Annotated in this window: 20 protein-coding genes; 9 read left to right on the forward strand and 11 right to left on the reverse strand. The window is 65.7% G+C overall.

The annotated features are described in order from the left end of the window. Window positions 1-46 precede the first annotated feature (46 nt). Window positions 47-1,228 carry an acetyltransferase domain-containing protein gene (locus tag ABC419_RS10140; RefSeq protein WP_200165205.1) on the reverse strand — a complete coding sequence of 394 codons (1,182 nt, stop codon included), beginning with the start codon at window positions 1,226-1,228 and terminating at the stop codon, window positions 47-49. Between the two features lie 216 nt (window positions 1,229-1,444). On the opposite strand from ABC419_RS10140, the gene ABC419_RS10145 reads away from it, so the two are divergent. Beyond that, window positions 1,445-2,641 (forward strand): DUF6880 family protein, encoded by a 1,197-nt coding sequence (locus ABC419_RS10145; protein ID WP_200165206.1) that lies wholly within the window; start codon window positions 1,445-1,447, stop codon window positions 2,639-2,641. Window positions 2,642-2,650: 9 nt separating this feature from the next. On the opposite strand, the gene ABC419_RS10150 is transcribed toward ABC419_RS10145, so the two are convergent. Together ABC419_RS10150 and dinB are read right to left on the reverse strand one after the other, a co-directional pair. Continuing rightward, the gene (locus ABC419_RS10150; protein WP_200165207.1) at window positions 2,651-3,220 is read right to left on the reverse strand and encodes an alpha-ketoglutarate-dependent dioxygenase AlkB; all 570 of its coding nucleotides are present in this window, start codon (window positions 3,218-3,220) and stop codon (window positions 2,651-2,653) included. Between the two features lie 5 nt (window positions 3,221-3,225). Further along, the gene (dinB, locus tag ABC419_RS10155; RefSeq protein WP_412877581.1) at window positions 3,226-4,314 is read right to left on the reverse strand and encodes a DNA polymerase IV; all 1,089 of its coding nucleotides are present in this window, start codon (window positions 4,312-4,314) and stop codon (window positions 3,226-3,228) included. 174 nt (window positions 4,315-4,488) lie between these two features. On the opposite strand from dinB, the gene ABC419_RS10160 reads away from it, so the two are divergent. The 5 genes from ABC419_RS10160 to ABC419_RS10180 all read left to right on the forward strand — a co-directional run bounded on the left by ABC419_RS10160 (window position 4,489) and on the right by ABC419_RS10180 (window position 13,549). Further along, the gene (locus tag ABC419_RS10160) at window positions 4,489-5,190 is read left to right on the forward strand and encodes a glutathione transferase, Atu5508 family (RefSeq protein ID WP_200165209.1); all 702 of its coding nucleotides are present in this window, start codon (window positions 4,489-4,491) and stop codon (window positions 5,188-5,190) included. A gap of 117 nt (window positions 5,191-5,307) precedes the next feature. After that, window positions 5,308-7,368, forward strand: coding sequence for an AsmA family protein (locus ABC419_RS10165; RefSeq protein WP_234288688.1), 2,061 nt, complete (start codon window positions 5,308-5,310; stop codon window positions 7,366-7,368). Window positions 7,369-8,103: 735 nt separating this feature from the next. Beyond that, a complete protein-coding gene (locus ABC419_RS10170; RefSeq protein WP_200165210.1) occupies window positions 8,104-11,046 on the forward strand; it encodes a TonB-dependent receptor domain-containing protein in 2,943 nt (980 codons plus the stop codon). Window positions 11,047-11,137: 91 nt separating this feature from the next. Then, complete coding sequence (locus ABC419_RS10175) at window positions 11,138-12,943, forward strand: DUF885 domain-containing protein (RefSeq protein WP_200165211.1); 1,806 nt, start codon at window positions 11,138-11,140, stop codon at window positions 12,941-12,943. 132 nt (window positions 12,944-13,075) lie between these two features. Beyond that, complete coding sequence (locus tag ABC419_RS10180) at window positions 13,076-13,549, forward strand: Lrp/AsnC ligand binding domain-containing protein (protein ID WP_200165212.1); 474 nt, start codon at window positions 13,076-13,078, stop codon at window positions 13,547-13,549. Window positions 13,550-13,720: 171 nt separating this feature from the next. On the opposite strand, the gene ABC419_RS10185 is transcribed toward ABC419_RS10180, so the two are convergent. The 6 genes from ABC419_RS10185 to ABC419_RS10210 form a co-directional block, all read right to left on the reverse strand. Further along, the gene (locus tag ABC419_RS10185) at window positions 13,721-15,040 is read right to left on the reverse strand and encodes a PQQ-dependent sugar dehydrogenase (protein WP_412877580.1); all 1,320 of its coding nucleotides are present in this window, start codon (window positions 15,038-15,040) and stop codon (window positions 13,721-13,723) included. Continuing rightward, complete coding sequence (locus ABC419_RS10190) at window positions 15,037-15,453, reverse strand: DUF2231 domain-containing protein (protein ID WP_412877579.1); 417 nt, start codon at window positions 15,451-15,453, stop codon at window positions 15,037-15,039. Before ABC419_RS10190 ends, ABC419_RS10185 begins: the two co-directional genes overlap by 4 nt. Further along, the gene (locus ABC419_RS10195) at window positions 15,450-15,674 is read right to left on the reverse strand and encodes a hypothetical protein (protein ID WP_291783613.1); all 225 of its coding nucleotides are present in this window, start codon (window positions 15,672-15,674) and stop codon (window positions 15,450-15,452) included. The genes ABC419_RS10190 and ABC419_RS10195 overlap by 4 nt, the downstream gene beginning before the upstream one ends. A gap of 239 nt (window positions 15,675-15,913) precedes the next feature. Continuing rightward, window positions 15,914-17,035: an osmoprotectant NAGGN system M42 family peptidase gene (locus ABC419_RS10200; RefSeq protein ID WP_412877578.1), complete on the reverse strand. Its 1,122-nt coding sequence runs from the start codon at window positions 17,033-17,035 to the stop codon at window positions 15,914-15,916. Window positions 17,036-17,054: 19 nt separating this feature from the next. Further along, window positions 17,055-18,701, reverse strand: coding sequence for an N-acetylglutaminylglutamine synthetase (gene ngg / locus ABC419_RS10205; RefSeq protein ID WP_338575419.1), 1,647 nt, complete (start codon window positions 18,699-18,701; stop codon window positions 17,055-17,057). An 88-nt stretch (window positions 18,702-18,789) separates the two neighbouring features. After that, window positions 18,790-20,565, reverse strand: coding sequence for an N-acetylglutaminylglutamine amidotransferase (locus tag ABC419_RS10210; RefSeq protein ID WP_338575421.1), 1,776 nt, complete (start codon window positions 20,563-20,565; stop codon window positions 18,790-18,792). 64 nt (window positions 20,566-20,629) lie between these two features. Here ABC419_RS10210 and ABC419_RS10215 point away from each other — a divergent pair, with 64 nt between their 5' ends. Continuing rightward, window positions 20,630-21,112 carry a MarR family winged helix-turn-helix transcriptional regulator gene (locus ABC419_RS10215; RefSeq protein WP_200165218.1) on the forward strand — a complete coding sequence of 161 codons (483 nt, stop codon included), beginning with the start codon at window positions 20,630-20,632 and terminating at the stop codon, window positions 21,110-21,112. 250 nt (window positions 21,113-21,362) lie between these two features. On the opposite strand, the gene ABC419_RS10220 is transcribed toward ABC419_RS10215, so the two are convergent. Continuing rightward, window positions 21,363-21,527: a hypothetical protein gene (locus ABC419_RS10220; RefSeq protein ID WP_200165219.1), complete on the reverse strand. Its 165-nt coding sequence runs from the start codon at window positions 21,525-21,527 to the stop codon at window positions 21,363-21,365. Window positions 21,528-21,541: 14 nt separating this feature from the next. Further along, window positions 21,542-21,721 (reverse strand): hypothetical protein, encoded by a 180-nt coding sequence (locus ABC419_RS10225; protein ID WP_346522538.1) that lies wholly within the window; start codon window positions 21,719-21,721, stop codon window positions 21,542-21,544. 274 nt (window positions 21,722-21,995) lie between these two features. Between ABC419_RS10225 and ABC419_RS10230 the strand changes: the two genes are divergently transcribed. Together ABC419_RS10230 and ABC419_RS10235 are read left to right on the forward strand one after the other, a co-directional pair. Beyond that, window positions 21,996-22,784, forward strand: coding sequence for a Crp/Fnr family transcriptional regulator (locus ABC419_RS10230; RefSeq protein WP_412877577.1), 789 nt, complete (start codon window positions 21,996-21,998; stop codon window positions 22,782-22,784). Window positions 22,785-22,862: 78 nt separating this feature from the next. Further along, the gene (locus ABC419_RS10235; RefSeq protein ID WP_200165222.1) at window positions 22,863-23,597 is read left to right on the forward strand and encodes a Crp/Fnr family transcriptional regulator; all 735 of its coding nucleotides are present in this window, start codon (window positions 22,863-22,865) and stop codon (window positions 23,595-23,597) included. Window positions 23,598-23,629 lie beyond the last annotated feature (32 nt).

The following is a 23,629-nucleotide window of genomic DNA, read 5'->3' on the forward strand; positions in this document are numbered from 1 at the left end:
TACGCAAGTATCGCCCGGAGCTTTGCCGCGGCAGCGGTCTTTGGGCTCAGAGATACTTCATCCACCATTGCGAGCTGCGGCGCTTGACCCCGCCGAACCAGCGGCAGGCGAACCAGCTGGGAACCGCCACGGCTAAAGCCAGAAGCCAGATCCAGCCGACGCCCGACAGGCTTAAGACCTCGCCCTGATTGGGACCGAACAGCGCCAGCGCGCCCAGATTGAGCAGGTGCAGGCCGTAGAGGTGGATCAGGTAGAAGAACAACGGCGCGCCGCCGAAGACGGCGAGGTGACCGACCAATCTCTGCGGCGCCCGCTCCAGCCCCGCCAGCAACAGACAACCCGCGCCGAGCGTCACAAGAAGGAAGTCAGCCGATGGCGGATACTTGGTCAGATTCAGCACGCTCATCACGGTATGCAGAAGGTCAGACTGCGCAGTCCATGGATGATCGCCATAGAGGTTGATCGTTCTCAGGAGGGCGAACAGCCCCAGCATGACGAGACCCAGCACGACCAGACGACGGCGACGCTGTGCGCCGTTCGCGACGAACCAGGGCCCGATCGCGTAGCCCAGGGCGATGACGCCGATCCAGGGCAACAGCGGATAGGAGGTCCGCGCCTGTCCGCCCCAGGGAAGATCGATATAGCCGCGATCATGGAGCACGGCCCAGACCGCATGGCCGGGCGAGCCGTCGACCACAGTGATCGGGTCCAGCAGATTATGCCCCAGCACGATGATCAGGCCGAGAGCGACAAGCACGCCGCGCGGGAGGTGAACAAGAGCCGCCAGGACGATCATCGACAGGCCGATGACCCAGATGACCTGCAAGAAGATGGTTGTCGGCGTCAGGGAGAAGGTCCAGGCGAAACTGACCAGGGTCAGCTCCAGCACGATCAGGAACAGGCCGCGTTTGAACAGGAAGGCCGAGGCCGCCGGTGCGCCGCCCTTCTTCGAGGCGTAGAGCCAGGCGCTGAGACCGGTCAGGGCCACGAAGACCGGCGCGCACAGGTGCGCCGTCAGTCGGGTGAAGAAGAGCGCCGGAGAGGTCGCCGTCACATCCATCGGGTCCGAGACCTGGGCGTGGATGAAGAAGAACTCTCGCGCATGGTCGACCAGCATCAGCAAGATCACCAGACCGCGCAGGGCGTCTATGGATTCTATGCGCCCCCAGGCGGCGACGGGGCGGCCAGCCGCAGGATGCGCGGCGGCGGGATCGGTTGACATCGACATGCGCGGGCACTAGCCGATATGTAATAACATTACAAACGAAGTCGCTGTGTCCTGCTTTCGAATTGCGCCAATCCGTGTCTTTTGGCGGCGGCTGCGTAAGGCGCGCCTCCCGTCCGACACACAGCGACTGCTGGGTAGCAGGGTGGTGACGAAATCGTCCTTGGCGCCCGTGCTATAGCTGCCCCTCGGACGACCCCACTCATCCCAAAGGACCTCATGGCGCGACAACCCAGGATCTCGACCAGGCTTTCCGCAGCCAACCTCGTCCATCTCGGGGCGCCCCGCCTGGCGGACCTGCTGATCGAGGCCGGCGCCGGGAACGCCAATCTCAAGCGCCGTCTTCGTCTGGAACTGGCGGCCGAGGCCGGCCCCGACCTCCTCGCCCTTGAGATCGGCAAGCGCATCACCGCCGTCTCCGTCGCCCGCACACGTGTGTCCTGGCGCAAGCGCGGCGAACTGATCGACGACCTGAACACGCACCGTGACATGATCTTGGAGCGCCTGGCGCCCGAGGTCCCCGGCGAGGCGCTCGCCGTCCTCATTCGCTGGTTCGACCTCTATCCTGGCTTGGCCGCCCGCGTGAAGGACACCAAGGGGGAACTGCCCGCCGCCTTCGAGGCCGCCGCTCCAGATCTCTTCACCCTCGCCGAAACCGCAGGAGACGAGGCGTTGCGCGACCTGATCGACGCTCTGCGCCGACGTCCGCAGGATTACGCGCGCTGGATCTCCGTCGCCGGCGAGGCCCTCGGCCCGCTCACGGCGCGCCGACTTCTGGACGGCCTGGACGTATCGACCCGCAAAACTCCGGCCGGCCGCAACCTGCTGCGTCGCCTCGCGGATCGGGCCGGCGACCTCGATCTATGGCTGTCCCTCGTCACGCCTGAACAGGCCGGATCGCCCGACGTCGCCGCCGACATCGCCCGCCGGCTCATGGAGGTCGGCCGCACTGCAGAAGCCCGCGCCGCCCTGGAAGCCGCCCTTAGCCCCTCCCCGCTTAACCGTCGCTGGACCTATGGGCGCGACCCGACCGACGGCGCGCCCCGACTGACCCCGGCCTGGGAGGCCGCATCCATCGAGGTGATGGACGCCGAGGGCCATCGCCAGGAAGCCCAGGACCTTCGCTGGCGCCTGTTCGAGCGCGACCTGTCGGCGCCCGTCCTTCGCGACTACCTCTCGCGCCTGGCGGACTTCGACGATGTCGAAGCGCTCGACCAGGCCTTCGTTCACGCCTCGACCCACCCGGACTTCGAAGCGGCCATGCGCCTGCTGATGGACTGGCCCGCCCATCGCGAGGCGGCCGCCCTCGTCCTGGCGCGCCCCCGCGAAGCCCGGCAGGTGCGCCCCGCATCGGCGGACTGGGCCTCGCGCCTGGCCCAGCGCTACCCTGAAGCCGCCGAAATCCTGACGGGTTAGGCCCGCCTGTCAGGCCAAGGTCCTGAAGGTGACGGAGTAGCGCAGCGCCGTCATCGGCGAGATGGAATGCTCCCAGTCGCTCCGCGCCTCGCCGGAAAGGCGATAGACGGAGCCCGGCCCCAGCGCCGCTCCGGCGCGACGCCACTTCGACCCCGCCTTGCGACGAAGGCGCATGACGCAGGGCGCAAGGAAGGAGACGCCCAGGATCTTCCCATAGACGGGACGGTCGCGGTGCCAGCCGATCCCGGCGCCGGGCGCATATTCATTGACGAGGGCCTGCACGAACGCCCCCTCATCAAGACTGAGCGGTCCAGCCAGGCGATCCAGAAGCGCTTTAAGGAAATCCGGCCAAGGTTCGGCCGTCTCCAGTCGACGTCGCTCAAGGTCGTAGCGGCGTCCAAAAGCTGCGATCCGTCTGAAGCCCTGATAGCCCATATGCTCATATGGCCTGAAGCTCAGCTTCTGCAGGTGAGCGACCACCGCCGCCTGTTCGGCCGCCGTGAGGACGTCCGGCCAATAGTCGAAACCCGCTGGCGCGGCCGGCCGCGGGACGTGGCCGAACAGATCGGTCTGGAGCATGGCCGTCACAGCGCCAGTTCGCCCGCCGGCGTCCATGACGGGTTTCCAGGTGAAGCCTTCTCCAGATTGGACAGGGTCACGCCAACAAGCCGCACGCCCCTGGTCGGCGGATAGAGGGAGCGCACCAGCAGGCGGGCGATCTCACGCAACCGCGCCTTCGAGGCGACCGGCTCCTTGAAGGACCGACTGCGGGTCGACTGTTGGAAGTTCGACCATTTGACCTTCACCGTCACGGTCCGGCCCAGCGCCCCCGCCTTTTCGCACCAGGCCCAGACCTCGTCGGCCATCCGATCCACGCCCGCCTCGATCGCCGCGGGATCGACCAGGTCGCTGGCGAAGGTGGTCTCCGAGCCGCTGGACCTGCGCTCGCGGTCCGGATTGACGGGGCGCGGATCCTCCCCGCGCGCCACGCCGTAGTACCAGGCGCCGGATTTGCCGAAATGATGCTGAAGGAAGGCCAAGGACTGACGCTTGAGGTCCGCGCCGGTCTCGATACCCAGGCGGTTCATCTTCTCAGCCGTCACCGGCCCGACGCCGTGGAAACGCTTCACCGGCAGGACCTCGACAAAGGCTTCTCCTCGCCCGGGCGGGACCACGAACTGGCCGTTCGGCTTGCGCTGGTCCGAGGCCAACTTGGCCAGGAGCTTATTGTAGGAAATCCCGGCCGAGGCCGTCAGACCGGTCTCCTCGAGGATGCGCGCGCGTATCTCCTCCGCGGTCGCCGACGCCGTCGGCAAGCCCCGGATATTTGCGGTGACGTCGAGGTAAGCCTCGTCGAGGGACAGGGGTTCGATCAGGTTCGTATAGTCGGCGAAGATGGCGTGAATCTGCGCCGAGACGGCGCGATAGACCTCGAACCGGGGCGGCGTGAAGATCAGTTCCGGGCACTTCCGCAAGGCTGTGCTCGACGGCATGGCCGACCGCACGCCGAACTTGCGCGCCTCATAGCTGGCGGCGGCGACCACGCCGCGCGAAGCGGCGTGGCCTACGGCGACGGGACGACTGCGCAAGGCGGGATCGTCCCTCTGCTCCACCGAGGCGAAGAAAGCGTCCATGTCCACGTGGATGATCTTGCGGGTGGGGGCAACGTCCATGGACAACGCCTAGCAAGACTCGAACAAAATGAGAACATTCTTCCGGCAGCATGACGGCTCCAGCCTGAAATGCGCCGTATCGGAAGCGGAACGCGAAAGGGTCGGACCTGTTCTGCAAATTCGCTTGCCCCACCCCCGCTGGCGTTCGCGATTAGCTAAGCGCTGGAGAGCTCCATGAAGGACTTCACCCTCTACTATTGGCCGGTTCCCTTCCGGGGCCAATTCGTTCGCGCCCTTCTCGCCCATGCTGGCAGGACCTGGGCGGAGACGAACGAAGCGGCGATCAGCGCGCTCATGCAGGAGCCGCCAAGGGAGATGCCCGTGCCTTTCATGGGGCCGCCCGTACTGGTCGATCACGCTTCCGGAGCGGCGATCTCCCAGATGCCCGCGATCCTTCTGTATCTGGGAGAGACGCTTGAACTGCTGCCTTCCACGCCAGAGCTGCGCGCCTTGACGATGAAGGTGGTCAATGACGCCAACGACCTCATCGATGAGATCACTCTGGACGGCGGCCGACAGATGTGGACCGAGGCGCGCTGGTCGGGCTTCGCGCCCCGCCTGGAAAAATGGATGGCGTTGTGGGAGGCCCTGGGCCGACGCCATGGCCTGACGGCGCATTCCGGCTTCTTGCTGGGTGGAGAAAGACCGGGCGTGGCCGACATCGTCACCGCGACCCTCTGGTCCGCCCTGACCGAGCGCTTCCGCCCTATCGAATTAATGCTTGAAGAAACCGCCCCCATCACCGCGGGCCTTGCACGGCGCCTCTCAAGGACGCCAGCCCTGGCCCGCTTGGCGGAGTGGTCGCGCCGCGAATACGGCGACGCCTATTGCGGCGGCGACATCGAGCAATCCCTGCGTAGAGTTCTGAACGTCTGAGGCGCTCGAACGCGAGAGCCTCGGGGAAACCGGTGGGCGCCTGGACCCGCGCAGGCCGACCCGGCACGTGGCGCCCTTTGCCGGTTGAGGCGTTAATCAGCCTCACCGGAGGCGATCTTGATCGACAGGCCTGGAGCGAAATCAGCGATCGACAGCTTGCGCCAGAGAGGGGAAGCGGCCCTGCGGCGCGCAGGTGACGGCCGCGACGCCATTTGCGCCTATGTGGTCGCTCGGGACCCCGTATGGCTCGCCGTTCGTCGTCCCGGCCGGCCGGAGTTCATCGCGGCGGCGATCACCTTGGGCCTCGTCGCCGCCTTTCTCCTGTTCCTCGTTCTGTTCGACTGGAACTGGGTGCGCGGCCCTATCGGTCGCGCCGCCTCAGCCTCGACCGGCCGGGAGGTGGCTCTGAAAGGGGACCTGGATGTCAGGCTGTTCAGTTGGACGCCCTCGGCGACGGTGCGCGGTCTCAGCGTCGGCGGGCCCACATGGTCTCCCGGGCGCAATACCGCCGAGATCGAACGTCTCGACGTCTCGATACGATTGCGACGGCTGTTTCTGGGCCAGATCGAAGTGGCTTCGCTGACCCTCACCCGCCCGCGGGTCCACCTGGTCGTCGACAGCCAGGGCCGGCGCAGCTGGGACCTGGAGCCGAACCGACCCGATGACGGGCGGGGCGCCAGGCTGCCCGTCATACAGCGCCTGGTCATTCACGACGGTCGGCTGACGTTGAACGAGCAGCGACGCGGCATGACGCTCGACGCCGTGGTCACGGCGCGTGAGGCACGCTCGCCCCAGGATGGAGAGAGCGGCTTCGTGCTCGACGGCAAGGGGACCATGAACGGCGAGCCCCTGACGCTTCGCGTGACGGGGGGTCCCTTCATCAACATTCGCCGCGACCGGCCCTACGCCTTTACGGCTGAATTGGCCGGAGCGAGCTCCAGGCTGAGCGCCGCTGGAGCCGTCACCCGGCCCTTCGACCTGGGTCGTTTCAACGCCAGGCTCGAGCTGCAGGGTCGTGATCTGGCCGACCTCTACCTTCTGACCGGGATTACGACCCCCAACACGCCGCCTTATCGGCTGAGAGGAAGCCTGGCTCGCGACGGAGCCCGGTTCCGCTTCGCGGACTTCAGCGGGCAGGTCGGTTCGTCGGACCTGTCGGGGACCCTGGAGGTGAACAGGGTCGAAGGGCGCCGCCGCGTCGATGCCGAGCTCGTGTCCCGCGCCCTGGACATCGACGACCTGGCGGCCGTGTTGGGCGCGCGCCCGCAGGTCACGACTGCGGGCACGGTCGCGACCTCGGGCCAGCCCGGCAAACTGCTGCCCGACGCGCCCTTGCGAACAGAACGTCTGCGCGTGATGGACGGAACCCTCGCCTATCGCGCCGCTTCGGTGAAAGCCAACGCCTTCGACATTCGGCAGGTCCGGCTCGGCGCGGATCTGAAGGACGGCGTTTTAAAGCTCGATCCGGTCTCCTTCGCTTTCAACCGCGGCGAACTGAACGGAACCGCGCGGATCGACGCCACGAAGGACACGCCTTACAGCGCCGTCGACTTCCGTCTCAGCGGCTATCCGCTGGAGTCCATCATACCCGCACGGGACGGTGCGCCGACGGTGACGGGCCGCGCCCTGGGCCGGGCGAAGCTGGAAGGGCCCAGCGCGTCCATTCATGAACTGGCGGCCCGTTCGGAGGGAAGCCTCAGCCTCGTCGTTCCTCAAGGGCGGATGCGTTCGGCCTTCGCCGAACTGCTGGGGATCAACGTCGGCGCCGGCCTGCGCAAGCTGCTTTCGGGCGATCAGTCCGCTTCGGCCATCCGCTGCGCCGTCGCCGATTTCAAGGTCTCAGACGGCGTCGCTACAGCCCGCACCCTGGTGATCGACACGGATGTGGTCCTGGCCCAGGGATCGGGAACCGTCGACCTGGGGGCCGAGAAGCTGAATCTAAAGATCGACGGCGAAACCAAGAAGCCTCGTCTTCTGCGGGTCTGGGCGCCGATCACCATCACCGGCCCCCTCGCCTCTCCGGATCTCGGCGTGGACCTGTCGGCCGTCGCTACACAGGGCGGCGTCGTCGGCGCCCTGGCCACGCTCGTCAGCCCCATCGCAGCGCTGCTCGGGTTTATCGATCCCGGCCTGGCGGAAGACGCGGACTGCGGCTCCCTAATCGCCAGCGCGCGATAACCCTATGGTCCGGAAACGCCCTCGCGCGATCCGGCCGCGTGGGGCGGCGGGCGGGAGGCGCTGCACACGCCCAGGGCCGTCAGAGGCCGTAACAGGTTCAAGCGCCTAGCTTTGCCGCTATCCCGCGCTCAGGCGGACCTGCATCCGCTCTTGAAGGGGATTGTCACTGCCGCACGACATTCAAATTATAGGCGCTTTCTCCGGCTTCGTTGCGAACGACTTCCTGATGAAGACGCCAACCAACATAGGAAAAAACCACCCACGCATGACGAATACCGTTTTGCATATTGGATTATTGTTTCATTTTTTTCACAAAATGATTCTTTCTATTTCTCATTGAGCCTTCGGCGCCCATTTCGAAGATGGCGCAGTTTTTCGACGTCGGCGTGAATTTCATTCCGCTCCACGAACAATAACCGAAGCTCCTGCTCCCGCCTCAGTGGTAGCGATTCAGGAGTCGGCTAAGCGCCGACAGACGCTTGCAGGGGCCGCGGCCCCCGATCTTGGGAGGGATTGAGGCTTGCGGACCACGACAGGGGTGAAGGCTGCCTTCAGGCGGGCGCGCGCGGTCTGCGCCGCTGCTGACGGGAGCGTCGATCCAGCTGACGACGCAGGCCAGGCGGTGCTCACGAACGCTACGCTCGATCCGTCCCGTCGCGGCGCGTCAGGCTGGAGAACCATCGCCGCGATGGGACTCAGGGCGCAAATTCAAATCAAAAAACGAGGGGTGATCCGATGAGACTGTCTGCGTATCTGAAGACCGGGACGATAATCGCCGGTCTGGCCGTCACAGCCGCCGCCCAGCCTGGCTGGGCTCAATCCGAAGCGCCGGCCGCCGAGCCGGAAGCCAGCGCCGTCGCCGATATCGTGGTGACCGGCTCGCGTATCCGACGCCCGAACGTCGAGGCCTCGACTCCGGTCAACGTCGTCGACGCCCAGGAGATCGAGAACATCGGCGTCACCAACCTGATCGACGCCATGGCGCGCCAGCCGCAGGTCGGCCTCGGCGCATCGGCCTCCAGCACCACCAATACGGTGGCCGGACAGGGCCTGGCGACGCTGAACCTGCGCAACCTGGGCGCCAGCCGCACCCTGGTGCTGGTGAACGGACGACGCCATGTGGCGGGGTCGAGCGGCACCAGCGCGGTGGACGTCAACACCATCTCCAAGACCACGATCGCGCGCGTCGATACGGTGACGGGCGGGTCGTCGGCTGTCTATGGCGCCGACGCCGTGGCCGGGGTGGTCAACTTCATCACCAAGCAGGACTTCGACGGCATCGCCGCCCAGGCCCAGTACGGCTCGGCCGACGGCCCGAACACCTACTACGGCTCGGTGGCCGTCGGACGGAACTTCAACGACGGTCGCACCAACATCATGGCCGCCGCCACCTACGACAAGACAGAGGGACTGTACCGGCACGAGCGCGACTACGCCATGAGCGGTCTGGCCTATATCCCGAACCCGGACAAGAAGAGCCCGGACGACGGCCTTCCATCCTTCATTACCGCGCGGGACGTCTACACCAACATCACCAACGACTCCTTCACCCCGGTGATCGTCACGCCGATCGGCTCGAACGCGGCCTACAGCCTGACCTTCACTGAGGACGGCCGGCTGGTTCCCTTCGATCGCGGCCAGATCGTCGTCGACGGCGCCGGGCGGCCGCAGAAGGTCTCCATAGGCGGCGACGGCTTCAAGTTCCGCGAAGACGCCCTGCGCACTCCAGTCGAGCGCTATGGCGGCGAGCTGCAGCTGCGCCATCAGTTCCAGCCTTCCGGCGACTTCATCAGCGAACTGAACCTGTTCGCCGAGGGCAAGTATTTCCACACCGAGGCAAACAGCCAGCGCGAGAACGGCACTTTCGCAGGCGACGTCGCGGGCACGGCCACCGGCAACGCCTATCGCATCCAGGCGGATAACGCCTTCCTGCCGTCGGATCTGCGCGCGATGTTGACGGCCGCGGGGGTGGAGGAATTCGACATCACCCGCAACGACCGGGATTTCGGCATCCGCACCTATGAGAGCGTCTATGACACCACCCGCTTCGTGGCCGGGTTCGACGGCGCCTTCAGCAACGGCTGGCGGTTCGAGACCTATATCAACTACGGCCAGACCGAGTCCCAGTTCACCAACTTCGATCGTCTGCAGCGGGAGTTCTATGAATCGATCGACGCCGTCGAAATGAACGGGCAGATCGTCTGTCGCAGCGTAGATGCGCGGGCCAGGGGCTGTCAGCCGCTGAACCTGTTCGGAGCGGGCATCGCCTCTCAGGAAGCGATCGACTACTCCTACATCTACACTGTCCGGGACGACGTGACCCGTCAGTGGAACGCGGTGGCCAGCGTCAACGGCGAACTGTTCTCCTATCCGTCGCTGTTCAGCGGAACCAGCCTGCCGGTCGCCTTCGCGGCGGGCGTCGAGTGGCGCAAGGAATACGCCCGCTCCGTACCGGACCTGCGCTCGCAACAGGGGCTGATCTTCCAGAACGCCCAGCAGATCACCGAAGGCCGCTATGAATCCAAGGAGATCTTCGGCGAAATCAATGTGCCGCTACTGGCCGATGTCCCGTTCGTGCAATACTTGGATCTGACGGCGGCCTATCGCTATCAGGACTACACCACCACGGGCGGAGACAGCAGCTACGGCGTCGGCCTGGAATGGACGGTCGACCGCAACATCCGCTTCCGCGGCAACTTCGCCAAGGCGGTGCGAGCGCCCAATATCAACGAACTGTTCGGCGGCGGCAGCGAGGGCTACAGCCAGATCGAGGACCCGTGCGACGCCACGCGCGTGAACCTGGGCAACTTCTCGTCCAACCGCCGGGCGAACTGCGCGGCCCTGGGCCTGTCGCCCGACTTCGTCCAGTCCACCGCCACGCGGCCGGTGGTCAGCCAGGGCAATCCCGACCTGGCGCCCGAAGAGGGCGAGACCCTGACCCTGGGCGTCGTCCTGACGCCGACCTTCCTGCCGGGTCTGGCGGTCACCGTCGACCACTACGACATCAAGATGAGCGACGTGATCGCCTCGCTCGGATGGCGGAACATCATCAACAACTGCGTCGACAGCCCTGACCTGAATAATCCCTTCTGCACCAGCGTATCGCGCGGCTCGGACGGCAACATCACCCGCGTGCTGAACCAGGTGCTGAACGTGGCCGAATACACCAACTCAGGTTGGGACGTGACGGCCTCCTACCGGACGGATCTGGCCAAGCTGGGTCTGCCGGATTACGGCTCCCTGTCCTTCAACGCGGCCGCCGGCTTCCTGGAGGACCTGACCTATGACCCGGTTCCGGGCGACGCCAGCGTGCGCGACGAGCAGGCGGGCGAACTGCCCAATCCCAAGCGCCGGATGAACTTCCGCGTGACCTGGGACTATGACCGCGTGTCGGTGTCCTACGCCAACCAGTATCTGAGTAGCATGGTCCGCAGCAATCAGGACCAGCCGGGAACCTATGAGCCCTACAAGGCCCCGTCGTGGCTCACCCACGACATCCGCGCCGAGTATCGCTTCGACAGGTTCTCCGTCTTCGCCGGCGTGAACAACTTCACCAATGAGGAGCCGCCGCAGACGCCCTTCACCTGGACGGGTACGTCGCTCAATACCGGCTTCAACGCCAGCATCTACAATAATCTGGGCCGCTACGCCTACATCGGCATGAACGCCAAATTCTAATCGAACAGGTTTGAGGCCGCCCTGCGAGGGGCGGCCTCTTTCATGACGGGCGTCCGGTCGGCGCCCAGAAAATCCAGGGGGAGAAGAAAAGATGAAGACCGTGATCGCTCACAGCGCCATCGCCGTCGCACTCGGCGTTCTGGCGATTGGCGCCGGCGTAGCGCCGACGCCGGCCCTCGCGCAGACCCAGGCCGGCGCCGCGCCTGCCGCCGCGCGCCAGGCTCCGCCGCCGCTGACAGATCTTGATCGGCAGTTCCGCGCCATCGCCGATGAAGAATGGGCGTGGCGTCAGCGTGAATTGCCCTCGCGCCTCTCCAAGCCGATGAATTTGCCGGATGTGAGTGCTGCGACCCAGGAGCGCCGTCTCGCCTACTGGGTGGATGTGCAGCGACGTCTGAATGCGATTTCCCCGGATCAGCTATCGCCGTCCGAGCGCACCAACTACGCCGTCTACAAGAACCAGATCGACAACTTCGTCGATGACGGACGCTTCCGCCTTTACGAGATGCCCTTCAACGCGGACAGCTCGTTCTGGTCGAGCATCGCCGGCATGGCCAACGGAACCTTTGGCTCCGTAGCTGACTACGAACGCTACCTCTCACAGCTGGGCGATACGCCGCGATACTTCGACCAGCAGATCGCCAATATGCGCGCCGGCGTCGCGCGCGGCTTCGTCCAGCCGCGAGAAGCCCTTTCAGGACGCGATGTTTCGATCACGGCTGTGACGGATCCGACCGACCCGCTCAAGAACCCCTTCTATGCGCCCTTTATCGACATGACGGGCATCTCGGACCCTGACAAGCAAAGGTTGCGGAGGGCCGCGATCGAGGTCATCCAGCAGAAAGTCGTGCCTGCGCACCGAACTCTGCTGACCTTCTATCGGAACGAATACCTGCCAGCGGCCCGCGACACCCTGGGGGCCAACCAACTGCCGGATGGAGAGGCCTTCTATCAGAGCCAGATCCGCCAATACACGAGCATCAACCTGACGCCGGACGAGATCCACCGGATCGGCCAGGCCGAGGTCGCCCGTATTCGCGCGGAGATGGAAACCGTGATGCGCAGCACCGGCTGGACCGACACGTTCAACGAGTTCACCCGCTTCCTGAAGACCGACCCTCAATTCGTCTACGACAAGCCCGAGCACCTGCTGTGGCACGGCGCCTGGGTGGTCAAGAAGGTCGACGGAAAGATGAGCCAGTTTTTCGGCCTTCAACCGCGTGACACCTTCAGCGTCTCGGCGGTCCCGGCCAATATCGCCCCCTTCTACACTGCCGGGCGCGGCAACTGCTCGCTCAACACCTACGATCTGCCGTCGCGCCCGCGCTACAATATCCCGGCCCTGACGGTGCACGAGTGCAACCCGGGCCATGCCTGGCACGGAAAGATGCGCAAGGAGTTTCCGGGCATTCCCGAATGGCGTCTGCAGGCCAATATTTCGGCCTTCGGCGAAGGTTGGGGGCTCTACACCGAAAAGCTTGGCGTGGAGTTGGGCGTGTACGAGGACGCCTATGAAGACTTCGGCCGCCTGAATTATGAAATGTGGCGCGCCGCTCGCCTGGTGATCGATACGGGTCTTCACTCCAAGGGATGGACCCGCGCCCAGGCTATCGCCTTCCTGAGCGATAATACGGCTCTGTCAGACCACGAAATCCAGACGGAGATCGATCGCTACATCACCTGGCCGGGCCAGGCCCTGGCCTACAAGTTGGGCGAGATCGAGATCGTTCGCCTGCGACGCAAGGCGGAAACGGAGCTGGGCGCCGATTTCGATATCAGGGCCTTCCACGACAAGCTGATCAGTCTGCTCGTCGCCACGATCCCGGCGATGACGGCCGAGATGGAAGATTTCATCAGCCAGAGCAAGGCGACCGCGGACGCGGCGCGCGCCGAGTAGGCCATCCGGCCGATCCACGGCTGGCGGTTTTCTCCCAGATCGCCGGCCCCCGCCGCCTGTTGATCCGTTTGCGGATCAGCAGGCGGTTTGTCATCGTTCGGAGTAGTCAGGATGCGTAAGGGGGAGCCGCGCATGAGCGCGGCGGGATACAAGCTGGACGACGCCGACCGCCGCATCCTGCAGGTGCTCCAGCAGGATGGACGGATCACCAATCAGGATCTGGCCGCCGCCTGCAACATGTCGGCGTCATCCTGTTTCGAGCGGGTGCGCCGCCTGCGCGAGCGCGGCGTCATCGCCGGCTATAGGGCCTTGATCGACCCGAAGTTCGTTGAGCGCGAGCTGCTGATCTTCACCGAAGTGCTGCTGGACCGCACGACCTCGGACATCTTCGACCAGTTCGCCGAGCGCATCCGCCGCTCGCCCGAGGTGCTGGAGTGCCACATGGTGGCGGGGGGCTTCGATTATCTGGTCAAGGTGAGAATGAGGGACATGGCCGCCTACCGCGCCTTCCTGGCCGGCGCGCTGACCGTCATGCCAGGGGTGCGCGAGACCCGGACCTATGCGGTGATGGAAGAGGTCAAGGACACCTCGGTCCTCGCGCTGTAGCCAATCGACGTCATGGCGCCTCGCAGATTTCCGCGCCAGCTGGATGGCGGAAGACCGACGCGACGCGTAACGGCAGACGATCCGCAACTCGCGGGAGACACGCCTCGAGCGCTGGCCAAGGCGCTGAAGCTGCTCGAATCCGAAGAGGCCCGACTGGAGCGTCGAGTCGATCTATCGCCTGGGAGCAGCGCCTGCGGGAGCGACGCGCCAAACCGTGTTGGATAAGTCGTCGGCCACCAGCAGAATCCGGCGCTGAGGATCGAACCAGACACCCACGGGACGGCCGCGAGCTTCGCCCTTGTCCGTCAGAAAACCGGTCAGGAAGTCGACGGGCGGGCCGGCCGGCCGGCCGCCGGAGAACGGAACCCAGGCCACCTTGTAGCCTGCCAGATCCTGACGATTCCAGCTCCCATGCTGTCCGATGAAGGCCCCTTCGGCGAAGGCGCCGCCAAAGCCGCCGTCGCGGGCGAACGAGAGACCGAGGGCCGCCACATGGGCTCCCAGGGCGTAATCCGGCTTCACGGCCGTGGCCACCAGTTCCGGCTTCTGGGGCCGCACTCGCGGGTCGAGATTCTGTCCCCAGTAGCTGTATGGCCAGCCGTAGAAGGCGCCGTCGCGGACCGAGGTCAGATAGTCCGGAACGAGCTGGGGTCCGATTTCATCTCTTTCATTCACTACGGCCCAGAGGGCGGCGCTCGACGGCTCGATCGCCAGGGCGGTGGGATTGCGGATGCCGCGGGCGATGGTCCGACGCGCGCCCGTGGCCCGATCGACGGCCCAGACGACCGCCCGCTCCTCCTCCACGGCCATACCCCGCTCGCCCGCATTGCTGTTGGAGCCGATGCCGACGTAGAGGGTCGATCCATCGGCGCTGGCGGTCAGGGCCTTGGTCCAGTGATGATTGAGGGCGGACGGCAGGCGAGTCACCTCTTCAGCGGAGGCCGAGATCCGGGTCTGTCCTTCGACATAGGGGAAGCTGACCAGGGCGTCCTGCTCGGCCACATAGATGCGGCCGTCGACATAGGCCAGGCCATAGGGCGCGTTGAGACCGTCGATGAAGACCGAGCGGACTTCGGCGCGACCGTCGTTATCGGCGTCGCGCAACAGCGTGACACGGTCCCCGCCCTCGACCTTCGTGTTGCCCTGCTTCTTGATGACCCCAGCGATGACGTCCTTCGGCCTCAAGGCCGGCGCGCCGCCGCCCCGCCCCTCGGCCACGAGGATGTCGCCGTTGGGCAGGACCAGCATCTGACGCGGAATACGCAGATCCGTAGCGAGGGCCGTCACCACGAAGCCTTCGGGGGCGCGCGGCGTCTCATCTCCCCATCCTACAGGCCGGGCGATACGCATCGGCGGCAGCAGGGTTTCCCTGATCTCCGGCAAGTCAGGCGCCGGCCCGACTTCGTTGATCCCTTTTTCGCTTCGACCGCAGGCGGCCAAAGCAACGGCGCCGGCCAGGGCCCCGTACAGAAGGAGGTTGGTGCGGATCATCGGCCAGCCTCCTCGTCCAGCATCCCGGAATAGCGCAGCCAGCCCGCAATCAGGGCCAGAACGCAGCACAGGCCGGACAGGGTGACGCCGAGCGCGCCCACGGAGCTCCATCCGTCCTGACTATGCTTGAATGCGTTCGCAAGCCCGACAAGGCACAAGGCCCCGAGGACGCCGCTGTACAGAAGACGCAAGACCCCGCGGCGTCCCCAGGCCAGGTCGATCAGGCTCCATACGAAAGCCGCCCCGCCGAAGATCAGACCGCCGACGATCGCCCAGGAAGAGAAGTTGCTCCACTGCATCTGCGCGGTCCGGAGATAGGCCGCATCCGTCGCGGTCCCGAGGCTGAACAGAGCCACCGGAACGCTCAGGATCAGCCCCTGCACGGCCCGGACCGGACCGGTCCACGCGGTCACGGCCGGCTCTCGACCAGTTCGACGCGACGGACCGCGCGGGCGCCGCGCGCCTTCATCCGCCGTCTCAGCTGCTCGCGGATGCTCCAGCCTTCCAAATGCATCAGGTCGCTGATCGTATAGCCTTCCCGGGAAAGCGCTTCGCGCACGTCGCTGACCTTAAGGCAGGCGTGGTCTCGCTCGGCGATTTCAAAAGCGCGTTCGATGACATGGGTCTGGTTCATGGCTCCTCCTTCGCCTGACCCAATCGGCCCTAGGCCATGCGGTTCCGAGCCCGAACGATATGACGCAGGCTGGCGATGGTCCTGCAGGAGATTCCGCCCGCTTTCGAGGGCCAGACGCCCGGCGTGACGGCTCGCGCTCCGCTGCCGCCCAACGAGAACAGGATTTCAATGTGCGTGGGACATGGCGTCTGGGTGAGAAGGACCTCGGTCTTCCCTCCGCCCCGACGGCCAAGGCGGCGTCAACTCGTCGAAATGTTCGGCTGATGCGTGAATCCCCTGACGCCTGTCAGCGCGCGCGCGTCGCGTCTGATTTCCACCTCGCTCTGAGCATAGAGGGTCAGGAGGCGAGCCAGATCGACCAGAGCGCTCTGATGGATGCGTTCGTAGCCATGGCTGGCGTCCACGCCGAACGTCACCAGGGCCGTGCGGATGTCGGCGCCGGATTCCAATGCAGAGGCGGAATCCGAACGGTAGTAACGGAACACGTCTTTCTGGTGCGGGATGTCGTGATCCCGCGCCAGTTGGACCAGCTTTCGAGAAAGGTGCCAGTCGAAGGGACCCGTCTGATCCGCCATGGCGATGGTGACGCCGAACTCGGACGAGTTCTGACCCGGCGCAGTGGTTCCGTTGTCCACCGTGACCATCGCCGCCACGTCCGGCACGAGCACGGCGGAGGCGCCCAGGCCCACCTCTTCGGCGATGGTGAACAGCCACCAGGTATCGACCGTGGGCGTGCGTTCTTCGCGCAGCATGCATTCCAGAGCGGCCAGCATGACCGCGACGCCGGCCTTGTCGTCCAGATGACGTGAAACAATGAAGCCGCTGTCGGTGAACTCGGGCTGGGCGTCGATGGCGACAATGTCGCCGACATCCACGCCCAGAGCCAGGGTGTCGGCCCGCCCGTGGGTCACGGCGTCGATCCGCAGTTCGACCTGACGCCAATGGACGGGTTGATCGTCCACCTCTTCGTTGAAGGCGTGCCCGGAGGCCTTCAGGGGAAGGATCGTTCCGCGATAGCCTCCACCTTCCGCGAAGACGGTGCAGCGGGCCCCCTCGGCGAAGCGTGACGACCAGTGGCCGATCGGCACAAGCTCCAGCCTGCCGTTGTCCTTCACCGCCTTCACCTGGGCGCCGAGCGTATCGACGTGCGCCACGATGGCCCGGGCCGGGGCGGCTTCGAGACCCGGCAGGCGCGCCCGGATCGCGCCGCGTCGGGTCAGTTCATAATCCAGGCCCAGACGCTCCAGTTCCCGGCACAGGGCCCAGACGGCTTCGTCCGTGTAGCCCGTCGGACTGGGCAGGCTCAGGAGTTCCCCCAGGCGGGCGTTCAGGTAGTCCAGGTCGATCTTCGGGGAGGTCAAGGTCGCTCCTGACATAGTCTCAGGCGTCGGGGCGCGCCGACAGCGGGAACAGCAGATCGATGAACCGTTCTGCCGTGGGGCGGGGTTCGTGATTGGCCAGGCCAGGGCGCTCATTGGCCTCGATGAAGGCGTAATCCGGCTGATCCGGCGCACGCACCATGAGGTCGATCCCCGTCACCGGGATGTCGATGGCCCGCGCCGCCGCCACGGCCGCTTCGACCAGAACCGGATGCACCTCGTCCGTCACGTCATGGATGGTGCCGCCGAGATGCAGGTTGGCCGCCTTGCGCACGAGGATCTCCTCGCCCTCCCCTGCGACGTCATCCAGGCCATAACCGGCCTCCGCCAGGGTGCGCTCCGTTTCCGCATCGATGGGAATGCTGGATTCGCCCCCGGTGGCGGCGGCGCGCCGACGGCTCTGATGCTCGATGAGGACCCGCAAGGTCGAGCGTCCGTCGCCGATGACGCGCGGCGGACGCCGCACGGCGCAGGCCACGACCTCATAGTCGATCACGACCAGGCGCAGATCCTCGCCTTCCACCTGCTCCTCGACAAGGACGTCCGGACAGATGCGCCGGGCGCGCAGCAGGGCCGCCTGGACGTCGGCCATGGTCTTCAAACCCACGGCCACGCCCTTGCCCTGTTCCCCTCGCGCAGGCTTGACCACGAGCTGACCATAGGTCTCCAGCGCTTCGTCGATCGCGCCGAGATTCTGCGGATCGATGCGGCGCGGCACGCGCACTCCGGCGGCTTCCACGATCCTGCGGGTCACCCTCTTGTCGTCGCAGATGCTGAGAGCCACGGCCGAGGTCAGCTCCGAAAGGCTTTCGCGGCAGCGGACGGAGCGTCCGCCCCAGGAAAGGCGGAACAGCCCTCCTTCCGAGTCGATGATATCGGTCTGGATGCCCCGTCGCCGCGCTTCATCCACGATGATCCGGGCATAGGGATTGAGCGCATGATCATCCGAGGGCCCGACGAACAAGGCTTCGTTGATCGGGTTCTTGCGCTTCACGCCGAAGAAATGGACGCGCCGGAAACCCAGCTTCTCATAGAGGGCGATCGCCTGGGCGTTATCGTGCATGACCGACAGGTCCATGTGGGCCAGGCCGTGCGTCCTGAAGTGCTCCGCCAGACGGCGGACCAGAGCCTCGCCGATCCCCGGCTGTGTCGCCTGGGGATCGACCGCCAGGCACCAGAGGGATGCGCCGTTCTCCGGATCCTCGAAGGCGCGAGCGTGGTTCACACCCGTCACCGTGCCGATCACCGCTCCGGTCGTCAGGTCCTCCGCGACGAAATAGGAGAGGGTCCGGTCGTCGCGATGCGACCAGAGGAAATCCGGCGGCGCCTGCACCATGCGACGCTTGGCGTAGATATCATTGACCGTCTGGGCGTCCGCTTCCGACATCAGACGGCGAACGGTGAAGCCCCGCGGCTGACGGCGGCTGGACCGATAGGTCGCCAGGTCCAGCCGATAGGTATGGGACGGATCGAGGAACAGCTCCTGCGGCGCCGAGGCCAGCAGGACGTGGGGATTGCGGACGTAGAAGGCGATGTCGCGGCGATCCGGCCCCTCCGCGCGCAGAGCCTCGACCAGAGGCGCGGCGGTCTCGAAGGTCTGGGCGAACAGAAGGCGGCCCCAGCCGCAGTCAAGGACGGCATCGCGCACGGACTCACGTCCCGAGGGCACGGGCGGTTTGAGGCCTTCATGACGCATGCGTTTCAGCCGGTGCGCCTTGGGACGCGCGAGACGAAGATCAGACGCCATGTTGCTGCATCCACATCTCGAGGACGGCGACCTGCCACAGCTCCGAACCACGCAAAGGGGTGATATGGCCTGTCGGGTCGTTGAACAGCCGATCCAGGTAGGCCCTGTCGAACAGCCCGCGGTCGCGCGCCGCCTGATTGGTCAGGGTCTCACGCACCATGTCGAGATAGGGACCCTGGATGTATTTGAGCGCGGGCACCGGGAAGTAGCCCTTCTTGCGATCGATCACCTCTGATGGGACGACAAGGCGCGCCGCCGCCTTGAGCACGCCTTTGCCGCCCTGGGCCAGCTTGTGTTCCGGCGGGATACGTCCGGCCAGTTCGACCAGTTCATGGTCCAGGAAGGGCACGCGCGCCTCCAGTCCCCAGGCCATGGTCATGTTATCAACCCGCTTCACCGGATCATCGACCAGCATCACCTGGCTATCCAGCCGCAGCGCCTTGTCGACAGAGGTCTCCGCCCCGGCTTGCGCGAAATGCGCCTCGACCAGAGCCCGGCTGACATCGACATCCGTCATATAGGCGCCGTTCAACTGGGTTTTCAGGGTTTCGTGGCTGCGGTCGAAGAAGGCGCCGGCGTAGGCCTCGACAGGGTCGGCGGCCCCGACCATCGGAGGATACCAATGGTAACCGCCGAACACCTCGTCGGCCCCTTGCCCGGACTGGACGACCTTGATGTGTTTCGAGACTTCCTGGCTCAGCAGGTAGAAGCCGACATTGTCATAGCTGACCATCGGCTCGGACATGGCGCCGATCGTGCCGGGCAGAGCCTCCATCAGCCGCTGGTGCGGCACGAAGATCTGATGATGCTTCGTCCCATAGTGTCTGGCGATCAGGTCGGAATAGACGAACTCGTCTCCCTTCTCGCCGTTGGCCTCCTCGAAGCCGACCGAAAAGGTCATCAGGTCCTTCTGACCCAGTTCGGCCAACAGGCCGACGATCAGGCTGGAATCCACTCCACCCGACAGCAGCACGCCGACGGGCACATCGGCGACCATGCGGCGCTTCACCGCTATGCGCAGGCCGTCCAGCACCTGATCGCGCCAGTCCTCGGCGGTCAGGGCTGCGTCCCCGGCGTGGCGCGCCATGTCCGGGCGCCAGTAGACCCGTTCGCGCGACGCGCCGTCCGGCTCGATCACACGTATCGTCGCCGGCGGAAACTTCTTCACCCCCTTCAGAATGGTGTGGGGCGGCGGCACCACCGCATGAAAGGTCATATAATGGTGCAGACCCACCGGATCGATTGTCCTGTCGACGTCGCCCGCCGCCAGAAGCGCCGGGAGGGTCGATGCGAAACGCAGCCGCCTGCCTCGTTCGGCCAGATACAGCGGCTTGATGCCGAAACGGTCGCGCGCGATTACGATCCGACCGCTGTCGCGTTCGTGCAGGACGAAGGCGAACATCCCCTTGAACCGCTCGACGCAGGCCTCGCCCCAGGCCTTCCAGGCCTTGATGATCACCTCCGTGTCGCCGTGCGAGAAGAAGCGGAAACCCAGGCCCTGAAGCTCCTCGCGCAATTCCGGATAGTTGTAGATGCAGCCGTTGAAGGCCAGAGTGACGCCCAGATCGGCGTCCACCATCGGTTGCTGCGCCTTCTCCGACAGGTCGATGATCATGAGGCGCCGATGTCCCAATCCCACTGGCCCACGCATCACTATGCCGGATCCGTCCGGTCCCCGGGGCGAGAGGGCGTCCGTCATCCGCTGTACCGCGCCGGCGTCGGCGGGGCGCCCGTCGAAGTTGATCTCGCCGCTAAGACCGCACATGGGTCCTCCTTGAAGTGTGGATGCAGCGCGTACAAATGGTTAGTTCACGAATGAGTTCAACCCAATGAGCGAAATTCCCCTGCCGTCAGCCGCCGACGCCACGGCGTCATTGGTGCGCTCGGTCCGCCGCATCGCCCAGGCGATCGACGTCCGCTCGCGCGAGATCGCCCGGCTGACAGGCCTGACGCTGCCGCAGCTTCTGGTGCTGCAATCCATCCGTCGTCTCGGCGAGGTCAGCACCCGCGCCATTTCCCAGGACGTCTCCATGTCGCCGCCGACCGTGGTGGCGGTGCTCGACCGACTGGAGGCGCGCGGCCTCATCGTCCGGTACAGATCGACCACGGATCGTCGCATCGTCCACGCGCGCCTGACCGAGCCGGGGCACCAGGCCCTGGCCGAGGCGCCGGACCTACTTCATTCGGATGTGCTGGCGAGGCTCGCGCTGCTGTCGCCGAACAAGCGACGCCAGATCGCCGGCGCCGTCGCCGCCCTCGCCGATCTCATGGCGCCTTCCGACTTGGGTACGGAAGCACATCGAAACGCCTAAACAGATCGACGCGGCGTTTCCCTCATCAGGCCTTCCCGGCGCCCGCGACAGCGGCGTCGCCTATGCCCGAACGCATGCTCAAGGCTAGGCCAGGTCCAACGGGATACGCCCAGCCGCAACAGCAGCTTGCTCCAGGCCCTTTTCCCGCAAGCGCTCCATCCGGTTGATCTGCCGGCGAACGCTCTCCCTTCGGCGAGCAGCCGCTCCGGGGGCGCAGCGTTCTTCCGCGCCTCGCCGATAGATGGCGATGTCACGGATGGTCCCTGCGAAACATGATCTGATCGAGCACGAGAAACAGACCCGCCGCCAGGGCCGCCCAGGCCCGGCCCAGCGGCGAGGCATCTCCGATCTGAAAGCTGGAGCCTGCCGTCATGAGCCCGAGCCCGATCAGGACCAGGCCTGCGAAGCCCTGCATTAAATGCGCGCCTCTCATCGCGGCGTTTCCCTTGCAGGCGCCTCGCCCCCCTGGCCGTCGTCCTGAAAATAAGGCGCGGCCTCCGGAAGCAGACCGTTGTCGACGGGCGCTTCCGAAAGGGGCTTCGACCAGGATAGCCAAACCAGGCCGAACCCCACAGCCGTCAAGGCGAGGCCCGCCGCGAGGATGATCATAATGCGCCTCCCGCCGCGACCCTGGCGGGCGTACTGCGCTTCAATCGGACGCTGCTCGTGAACAGCGGTGGCGGATTTTTCATGTGGGCTTGGCGGCATGGTCAGACTCCTGATGCTCAGCCGCTCCACAATCATTCGTACGAACTGAGGTTGCCCTAAGGACGCCTTCAGACAAGCGGAACCCGGCGCCGACGGCTCCTAAAGCCTGCGGCTTAACCCATGTGAACGTGAGCTCTTCGGCGGCATGCCATGCTCCCGACGTGGAGGAATTCCCATGTCGCGTTTGTCTTCGTTCTCGCCTAGCCGTGCCTTCATCACCGCCCCCGCCCGCGAACTGGGGGTCGCCGACCATCCGGTCTTTCAAGCGCTGCCGCTTGAAGCTCGAAAGCGAATAGAGGCGACAGGCCGTCTGCAACGGACTCAGAGCTTCGGCCGGGCACTCGCCGAGCACGAACTGCATTTCGTCTTGAACGGCGCGGTGGGCCTGTTCCCGGGGGCCGGCGACATCTGCGTTTCGCTCGTACCCGCCGGGGCGGTTCAAGGATGGGACCGCGCCCTATGGCCGACCTCCCCCGGTCCAGTGGCCGTCCCCCTGGTGGAAACCCTGCTGTTCAGCACCCCCGCGGCCTCGATCCTCGACACGCTCGGTCGGGATTGGCTGACACGACTGGTCATGCTGCAGGCGCAGCAGCGTCTGCGTGGACTGGAGGCCGAGGCCTGCTGCAACGCCTCCCATGCGGTCCTGGATCGGCTCGCCAAATGGATTGTACGACTGCACGAGGGATCCGCCGGCGCGCCGCTGCATATCACACAGGCCCAGTTCGGCCAGATGTTGGGCGTCCAGCGCACCAGCGTCAATGTCGCAGCGGCCCGGCTCCAGGCTCTGGGTCTGGTTCGTTTCGGCAGAGGGCGGGCCCGCATCCTGGATTTGGAAGGTCTCCGGGCCGCCTCTTGCTGCGTCGCCCCCGCTGCGAGCCTCGCCGACCGGGCCGCGCCTGTGCGCGCTCCTGAAAGCAAGAGCTTCCTTCAGGCGCCGGAGTCGCCCCTCAGGAGAATTGCCTGACGGGAAGGAGCGGCTCCCGCTCGGGAGCCGCAACGACTACGAACCGCTGGCGTTGGCCTGTATTCGCAAGAGGACGCCATGCTCCACCTTCCTCCCACGCGTCGGCTCGAACTCAAGCTCGCCAGACGCGACTGTCTGACCGCTCAGGAATCCGCAGCCTTGGCCGGACTCGTGGAAGAGCCGGTGCTCAAACCGGCCGGCGCGCAGCTCGTCGGCCCAGGCGAACGGCCGGAGATCAGCACCCTTCTCCTTTCCGGCTTCGCCGCCCGGTACAGCGAGCTGGCCGACGGACGGCGCCAGTACACCCAGGTCAACTGCCCAGGCGATTTCGTCGACTTGCACAGCCTCGTCATGCGGCAGATGGATCATGGCGTCCTGTGTCTTTCACCCTGCGTCGTGTCGGCCGTTCCACATGACCGACTGAGGCGCATCACCGAGGATCAGCCGCACCTGACGCGGCTCCTCTGGCTGGAGACGGTCGTGGACGCCGCCATGCATCGCGAATGGTTGCTGGCGGTCGGCCAGCAGACGGCTCTGGAGCGACTAGCCCTGTTTCTTTGCGAGATGCAGGCTCGGCTGGGCGCAGTCGGCCTCGTCGACGACGGCGTCTTCGACCTGCCGATCCGACAGCAGGATCTGGCGGATTTTCTGGGCATGTCCGCGGTGCATCTCAACCGCACCTTGCAGATTTTGCGCGACACGGGCTGGATTAGCTGGAAAGGCGCCCAGGTTCGCGTCATCGATCGCCAACGCCTCATCGAGGCGGCCGAGTTCGACGACGCCTACCTTCGCCTTGACTGTTCTCCGGTCTGACCGCCGCAATGTCGTCCTCCGCACGCAGGCAA

The organism is Brevundimonas phoenicis (genome assembly GCF_047237745.1).
Lineage (GTDB): Bacteria > Pseudomonadota > Alphaproteobacteria > Caulobacterales > Caulobacteraceae > Brevundimonas.

Coding starts and splice junctions, on each gene's coding strand:
- ABC419_RS10140 (WP_200165205.1), bottom strand. CDS start 1,228: ATGTCGATGTCAACCGATCCCGCCGCCGCGCATCCTGCGGCTGGCCGC.
- ABC419_RS10145 (WP_200165206.1), top strand. CDS start 1,445: ATGGCGCGACAACCCAGGATCTCGACCAGGCTTTCCGCAGCCAACCTC.
- ABC419_RS10150 (WP_200165207.1), bottom strand. CDS start 3,220: ATGCTCCAGACCGATCTGTTCGGCCACGTCCCGCGGCCGGCCGCGCCA.
- dinB (WP_412877581.1), bottom strand. CDS start 4,314: ATGGACGTTGCCCCCACCCGCAAGATCATCCACGTGGACATGGACGCT.
- ABC419_RS10160 (WP_200165209.1), top strand. CDS start 4,489: ATGAAGGACTTCACCCTCTACTATTGGCCGGTTCCCTTCCGGGGCCAA.
- ABC419_RS10170 (WP_200165210.1), top strand. CDS start 8,104: ATGAGACTGTCTGCGTATCTGAAGACCGGGACGATAATCGCCGGTCTG.
- ABC419_RS10175 (WP_200165211.1), top strand. CDS start 11,138: ATGAAGACCGTGATCGCTCACAGCGCCATCGCCGTCGCACTCGGCGTT.
- ABC419_RS10180 (WP_200165212.1), top strand. CDS start 13,076: ATGAGCGCGGCGGGATACAAGCTGGACGACGCCGACCGCCGCATCCTG.
- ABC419_RS10185 (WP_412877580.1), bottom strand. CDS start 15,040: ATGATCCGCACCAACCTCCTTCTGTACGGGGCCCTGGCCGGCGCCGTT.
- ABC419_RS10195 (WP_291783613.1), bottom strand. CDS start 15,674: ATGAACCAGACCCATGTCATCGAACGCGCTTTTGAAATCGCCGAGCGA.
- ABC419_RS10210 (WP_338575421.1), bottom strand. CDS start 20,565: ATGTGCGGTCTTAGCGGCGAGATCAACTTCGACGGGCGCCCCGCCGAC.
- ABC419_RS10215 (WP_200165218.1), top strand. CDS start 20,630: ATGAGCGAAATTCCCCTGCCGTCAGCCGCCGACGCCACGGCGTCATTG.
- ABC419_RS10220 (WP_200165219.1), bottom strand. CDS start 21,527: ATGCAGGGCTTCGCAGGCCTGGTCCTGATCGGGCTCGGGCTCATGACG.
- ABC419_RS10225 (WP_346522538.1), bottom strand. CDS start 21,721: ATGATCATCCTCGCGGCGGGCCTCGCCTTGACGGCTGTGGGGTTCGGC.
- ABC419_RS10230 (WP_412877577.1), top strand. CDS start 21,996: ATGTCGCGTTTGTCTTCGTTCTCGCCTAGCCGTGCCTTCATCACCGCC.
- ABC419_RS10235 (WP_200165222.1), top strand. CDS start 22,863: ATGCTCCACCTTCCTCCCACGCGTCGGCTCGAACTCAAGCTCGCCAGA.